The following is a 6973-nucleotide window of genomic DNA, read 5'->3' on the forward strand; positions in this document are numbered from 1 at the left end:
TTGCCTTCCTAGCCATTTGGCTAATTGTTTTTGTTTCGCTCTGAGACATCTCGGTATCTGGTGACAGTACTGGTAGAGCGAAACAAAAACATACCTTCCGAGGCATGGCTTTTGTGACGATCGTATCGTAACATCGGGAGTTCCTACCTGCTTTAACCAATTGTTATTGTTTGGATAAAGTAGGCTGATGGCCATAGCCATTGTACAACCACCTGGTGGACCGATACGTGCAATCTAACCGAGATAGCGCTGAAGAAATAGCCACGGCCATTAGCCGAGGAGACAGCCAGGCAGAAGCTCTGCTGGTTGAGCGGTATTATCGGATAGTGTTGTATATACTGAAAAAACGGGTTCAGGATGAAAACCAGGCGCGCGACCTTTGTCAGGAGACGTTTCGCATTACGCTTGAACGCTTGCGGGCAGAACCACTAGCGGAGCCTGATAAATTACCCGCATTTCTGCACAGTGTAGCTATAAAGCTATGCATCGCCGACGGACGAAAGGCGGCCAGAAGACAGACTTATGCGGACAGCGACTTTATTGACCAGTTTGCTGACCAGAATTCGGACCAGTTTGCACAGCTAGACCGTGAGAGAGCAGCGGCTGCCGTCAGGGCACTTCTCGACGAACTGGAAAACGAGCGCGATCAGAGGATACTGAAGCGCTATTACATAGATGAACTGGACAAACAGATTATCTGCGACGAACTGTCGTTGAGTCACCGTCACTTCGACAAGGTGATATCAAGGGCAAGAACTCGTTTCAAAGAGCTGATTGAGACCAGAGGCCAGATTAGTTAGCCGGCGTCAGTCAGTCCAGGAGGGTAGCGAGCATGCTTGATGAAAAAAGCAATGTTCGAGATGAGATGATTGACTCGTACCTGCGTGACACACTGCCCGATGAGGAGCGTGCAAAGGTAGAACTGTGGATGCTGGAAGATCCGCAGTTCCACGAGCAGGTCCGTCAGGCAGAGCTCATGCTGACCTCATTCAGTCAGCTGGAAAATTCCGCATCAGCATCAATTCACCCGATAAAATCCGAAACTCCGCATGAAACACGCACATCTTTTAAACAATGGATAGCGCAACCAATGTCGATGGCGGCAACGGTGCTACTCGCTGTAGCAACTACCCTGCTGATCCGCGGAGAGAGTCAGCTAACCGACGGCGTATCGCTATCCAATGGGCTCGCCTTGAACGCAGTAACCACACTGCAGTCAACCCGCAGCGCGGGTACTGAAATTCAACTAAGTGGCGACACGCAATTACTTCAGATTGATGTTGGCATTAGCCTTGACGATGCGCCGTACCAGGTAGTGCTTACTCATGAAGACGGCAATCCACGCTTTGAGTTTCAGCTGCATGCAGATGCCAACGGAATGGTCCGGCTCCTGACGCCCGCAGAGCTTGAAGGTCGTTATCTGCTGAGCGTGCAGCAATCAGGCAGTAGTGGCCAATCGGAACAAGCTTACCTGCTCGAATTCAACGGATAGTCCTAACTAACTCTCCCTACGGGCCAGGAGTGCTGCCATGGAACTAGTGCGAGGTCTTAATGAAAAAGGGCAATTCAAGACCTTACCTGATGGCGTAAAACTCTACACGCTGTTTAACAACAAAGTTCCGCAGGCAGACTTTGACGTCACTGATTTGCGCAAACTGGGTGCCGCGATGCGGGACCTGCAGGCCTCCAATGTGTCAGCAATGGCTGGCTATACCTATCTTGGACAGTTTCTGGCTCATGACCTGAGTCGACTACGAATTGAGGGCCACAATAAGACGGTCAAATCGTTCACCACCGACATCCTGCGCAGCGATGTCAGTTCCGTACTGGATCTCAGCAGTGTTTACGATGGTGCTATAGCTGGCAGTTTGATGAGGAAAACCGGCAGCGCCTTTATGGCCCTGGGCGATGCGCAGGTTTCTGATGGGCCCGACCTTATAGGTTACGACCTGCCTCGCAACGGCTTGCGTGCCTGTATCGGCGATGACCGTAATGACGAAAATCTAATCGTTTCCCAGCTGCACGTTCAGTTCCTGAAACTTCATAATTTCTTTGTCAGGGAAATCAGCCACGATAGCCCGGAGCTTGGTACTGAATTGCTTTTCGAGGCAGCCAGAGAACAGGTCATACTCCACTATCAAGAGGTTATTCTTCATGATTTCCTGTATGAAATTCTCCACCCGGCAGTTTGGAAAGCCATAATCCTTGAGAACAAACATATACTGTGGGACCCGGACCCTTCAGAGCCAGCAGTATTGCCGGTTGAATACAGCGCTGCTGCCGGCAGGTTTGGGCACGCCATGGTACAGAACAACTATAACCTTAATGCAGTGACCAGTGTCAGTGTGTCAGAACTTTTTGAGATGACCGGTGAGGGCCGCTTTGGTGGCAAGTACCAGCGGATGCCGGCAACCCACTTAGTAGACTGGCGGCTGTTCTTTGACTTCCCAAAACACAATACGCGGGGCTTGCCAACGAGAAACAAGGCATTACGAATCTCGCCACGAGTTCGCGTCGATCTGATCAATACACAGTCGTTGCCTGTACCAGAGGAGAGCAACCTGGCTACCCGAAATCTGCTCCGGGGATTGCAGATGCGACTCAGCTCTGGCCAGGCGACAGTTAATCACCTACTCAATAACTATCAAGCCCGGTTACTTGAGCTGGAAATTCCGATCTGTTTGCTTAATAGAGATCAACTTAACCTTAATAAGCCAGGTTTTTCGCAACATGTTCTGGATAGCTGCAGTCCGGCACTGAGTACTCATACACCACTTTGGTACTACGTGTTGGCCGAAGCGTGTGTGGAAACATTTGAAGGGATCGGCAAGCTGGGGCCGCTAGGAAGTCTGATTGTAGCAGAATCTATCCGTGGGCTACTGCAGCTGGACCGAGATTCAATAATGTATAAAACGCGCCGGCAAGAAATCACCCCCAGCAAAAATATTGCAAATCTCCCAGGGAGAAAGTTTTTGCAAATGAGTGATCTGTTACTTGCAGCCAACAACAGTATCTCAGATCCGACTAGTTTCATAACAAGGCAGTAGCTCCGTTTCAACGTAAAGAGGAATAAAAAATGTCAGCTAATGATTTCTGGATGGACATTCAAAATAGTGAGTGGCACTCGGTTGGAGGAAGCACTGTAAGAAACAAACAGTTCAACCCTTTTCCTGATGACGATTGGCGCGCGGGTCTGGTACGAGACAACGAACCTTATTACCCACCGAGTGGGGTACACATAAAAATAAAAAGCCAGGAAGAGACTCGCGGCGAATACTCCGTCGACCACCACGGTAAACCGGAGCAGGTACCGGCAACAAAGCTTAGAACCTTTACGCTGGAAATTTCCGGGGACGACTTTCTGGGGAAAGAAGCACTGAGTGCTGCGAGGTTTCTGGTTGTTGGTGATCATGCCATCTCCTCGCCGCTGACACTTAGCAGCACCAAGTCAGTTGTGGTGCTTGTGCGTTTGTATACTGCTTCAGACGGAAAGCAGGTCATGGTCAATGAGCTGATCTGGTCGGTGCAATACGATAAGACACCCGGAAGCACCAAGACTTTCTACGACATCCAGAAGTGGTTTTGCTGCAGGTATCCATGAAATCTGGTGCAATAAAATGCGCAGTTTGCGCACTGCTGTTCTTCAGTAGTCAGGCACAAGCACAGTGCCGATCTGAAGATGACAGATTTCGCGCGGAGCATCTGGTCGAGGTACCTGCAGGTGGATTGCTGCTCGGCATTGAGCCCGGCGCTGAATCACTATTGATAGAGCTGCAGGGGCCACAGCAGTCACTCAATTATGCAAGCCCTGCGGGACCTGCGTTAGAGCACTTTATTGTCCTGGGCAGTGAACTTCAAAACGAGTCTTATACGGTTTGTGTGTATGCGCGTTATCCTCACTCCAGCCCGAGTACACTGCACCTGTATGACATGCCCCTGCGCAGCATCCCTGCCAGTGAAATTGAGTTGCGCACAAGTATGTCCGAGGCCTATGGTTTTTGGGCAGATGATACCTTCCAGTCACGGGACGAAGCCGTGCAGATATTTGCCAATGTTGCAGCGGCAGCCAGGTCAGTCTCTGAAGATCTGATGAGAGATGCTTTGTTGATGATGGCAAAAGCGCAACTACGTCAGGCAGACTTTATAAATGCACTGGACACGCTGTCGGAAATCATCGCCGTACCTGGTGACCCAATAGAAGACTATAAAACCACGTGGGCAACGGGTGAGGCCAGGCTGCGCCTGAATGATCTGGCTGGCGCCATTGAATCGCTGCAAAGTGCTGCGGACAGTATCGTAAAGATCCCCGCAGAATTCTCAGACAGGTCGTCGCGCGATCTGGTTGATATTCGCATACTGCTTGCGGAGGCTCTGTTGGCAGCCAGACAAATCGAACTGGCGGAAGAGCAGATTAGCCTGGCGGCAGAGATGGCCGGCGAGGAGTCGCGCCTGATCGGACGCCTGCATGACGTTATGGGCTTCCTGGCAATCCGACGGAGTGAACAGCCCGGGTTGGCATTGGCTGAGCAGCGCCAACATCTGTCGGAGGCAATCGACATTATGCTGGCCGGTAGAATCTATTCTGGAGAAGCTGCTGATCCTGTGCCGATGGCAGCATTCGAAAACAATCTGGGATTCGTCTACGACCGGTTGGGGGAGTATCGCCGCGCGCTTATACACTATCGCAATATACTGGATACGGTTGATCCCGCCGAACATCCTCTCGTGTATCGTTTCGCGTATTCAAACCTGGGTCGGCTGTACCAGGTCACAGCCGACTACGATCGATCTGAAAGTTACTATCGTCAATCGATCGCTTTCTCCGAGAGCTCCAGCGGAGCTATTTCCACCACACGTTGTGCACTTGGTGCAACACTTCGATTGAGCGGCGATATAGATAGCGCATTGATCGAGCAGACTATGTGTCAGCGTCAGGCGGAGGCAACGGGAAATCAGAGAGCCATGATTCTCGCGCGGTATGAGCTCGCTGAAAGTTACCTGGCCCAGGGCGATCATGAGCGGGCCTGGCAAAATGTAGAATGGGCCTGGCAGCAACGGCAGACTGACATCAGCCCGGCTCTGCGCGCCCGCATAATGAGACTCTACGCCTGGTTATTACAGCGCAGAGGTAGTGGCGCTCAGGCATGGGCTACGATTAACGAGTTACTTGTCGAACAGGATGATGATCAGACACGTCTCGATATGGCTGACAGAATCGAAAACCTGGCCATGGCCATGAACCTCAGCCTGGAACAGGGAGACATGGCACGGGCTGAACCTTATGGATTAATGGCAATTGATCTGATCGAATCCCAATATGAGCAATTTGAGTCCGAACGACTCGGTCCTGCCTGGGGAGCGCGGACGCACAGGATATTTGTTCAGTTGGCAGAAGCGTATTTAAAGCAGTACCTTGAAAACGGTGAAGCGCAACTGCTGGAGAAAGCGTTCGCAATCACAGAGCGCTCACGGGCCGCGACCCTGCGTCAGCAGTTTGCAGGACATCAGCTACAGGGCAACAAGACTGGATCTGGCAGCAGCCAAGGGGATGATCCAATCAGTCGATCCGCAGAGAAAGCACAGATAAATGCCATTAGCCGAATTGCCAATGAGATTGCCAATACAAATGCGGCAGCCAGGATCGATAGCTCAAACATAAGTCTACCCGCCAACTACTATCATCATCAGGACGTGCTGAGTTTGCATCGATTGCAGGGAGTAATGGGCATGCCCCTGCCTCCTGCAATGACGCTTGCGGAGATACAGTCCAGAATCGAACCCAATCAGGCAGCTCTGTACTACCTGATAACCGACTCAGACAACTACGTATTCACGCTGACTGATGAAACACTGACAGTCACTCAATTGGAAAATCTTGAGTCGATCGGGCTGCTGGATACTGTGCGGGAACAACTGGCACATCCTGACGCGTCGCCCTACAGGGCGCTGGCAGACCTCTCCGGGCATTTGCTTGGAGGTATCTCACAACTGCAAGATAAAACAGAGCTGTTGATAGTGCCGCACGGTGCTTTACACCGAATGCCATTTGCTGCACTGCCGATACCAGGCAAGCCAGGGTACACGCCATTGATTTCCCAATACACGGTTCAAATTCTGCCATCATTAACCGCCTTCCTGATGGACAAGCCGCTTAACGCCAGCAACACGCAGCTTGATGTTGCTGTGTTTGCCGATCCGGTATTCGACAGGGATCAATTGACACAACTTGTCGCGACGCTCGATACCGCAGAGCCATCCGAACTGAGGGGTTGGTCTGACAGTCTGCAGAGGCTTCCGAACACGGCAACTGAGGCAAATAATCTCACAGCGCTTTTTGGCGATGACAGGACTCAGCTTTTTACTGGTCAACGTGCCTCGCGAGGCAACCTGGCACGTGACGATGTCCGGAATGCCAAAGTCCTGCACATAGCGACACATGGCTACTTTAATGCTGACAATGAGGACAATGTCGGTCTGGGGCTGTCAGTCATCGATGAGAACGGCAACCCGGACACTGGCTTTGTTACATTACCAGAACTGTTTTCATACAGGTTCAACAACGAACTTATTGTTGTCAGCGGTTGTGATACGGCCATGGGCCGGGAGCTGGCAGGCGAAGGCATGATGGGTCTGACACGTGGTTTTATCGCGCAGGGCGCCAGACACGTGATTTCGACCTTATGGCCAGTGTCAGACCGGGCGTCGGCGGAATTCATGGCCATTTTTTACCGCCATCTTCACCAGACTGGACATGTGGCCGATGCGCTAAAATCGGCACAATTGGGGCTTCAGCAGAATCCGAATTACCGCGCTCCATTCTACTGGGCTGCCTATGTTCTTACGTCAACACATCAAGACCCGCAGCTTCGATTTACGCCCACCACGCAATAAGTGCCAAGCCCCTCCTTTGGGTACCAGTGACACCCCAGAAATATCACGCAAAAAAGCAATTTCTTTTCGTTTTGACTGAGAC

General features: G+C 51.5%; 5 protein-coding genes. All 5 read left to right on the plus strand.

What is annotated here, in order from left to right; all coding sequences use genetic code 11:
• Positions 1-227 precede the first annotated feature (227 nt).
• The 5 genes from QGM61_RS10690 to QGM61_RS10710 are packed head-to-tail and all read left to right on the plus strand — an operon-like array spanning position 228 to position 6891.
• Positions 228-800, plus strand: coding sequence for an RNA polymerase sigma factor (locus tag QGM61_RS10690; RefSeq protein WP_237132577.1), 573 nt, complete (start codon positions 228-230; stop codon positions 798-800).
• A 32-nt stretch (positions 801-832) separates the two neighbouring features.
• Entirely contained in the window at positions 833-1492 is a 660-nt protein-coding gene (locus QGM61_RS10695; protein WP_237132578.1) for a hypothetical protein, read from the plus strand.
• 37 nt (positions 1493-1529) lie between these two features.
• On the plus strand, positions 1530-3047 hold the full coding sequence (locus QGM61_RS10700; RefSeq protein ID WP_281132932.1) for a peroxidase family protein: 1518 nt from the start codon (positions 1530-1532) through the stop codon (positions 3045-3047).
• A 29-nt stretch (positions 3048-3076) separates the two neighbouring features.
• Positions 3077-3601 carry a hypothetical protein gene (locus QGM61_RS10705; protein WP_281132934.1) on the plus strand — a complete coding sequence of 175 codons (525 nt, stop codon included), beginning with the start codon at positions 3077-3079 and terminating at the stop codon, positions 3599-3601.
• Positions 3598-6891, plus strand: a complete 3294-nt coding sequence (locus QGM61_RS10710; RefSeq protein ID WP_281132936.1) for a CHAT domain-containing tetratricopeptide repeat protein — start codon at positions 3598-3600, stop codon at positions 6889-6891. The genes QGM61_RS10705 and QGM61_RS10710 overlap by 4 nt, the downstream gene beginning before the upstream one ends.
• Positions 6892-6973 lie beyond the last annotated feature (82 nt).

The sequence above is a fragment of the Pseudohongiella sp. SYSU M77423 genome (genome assembly GCF_029911965.1).
In the GTDB taxonomy this organism is placed as follows: domain Bacteria; phylum Pseudomonadota; class Gammaproteobacteria; order Pseudomonadales; family Pseudohongiellaceae; genus Pseudohongiella.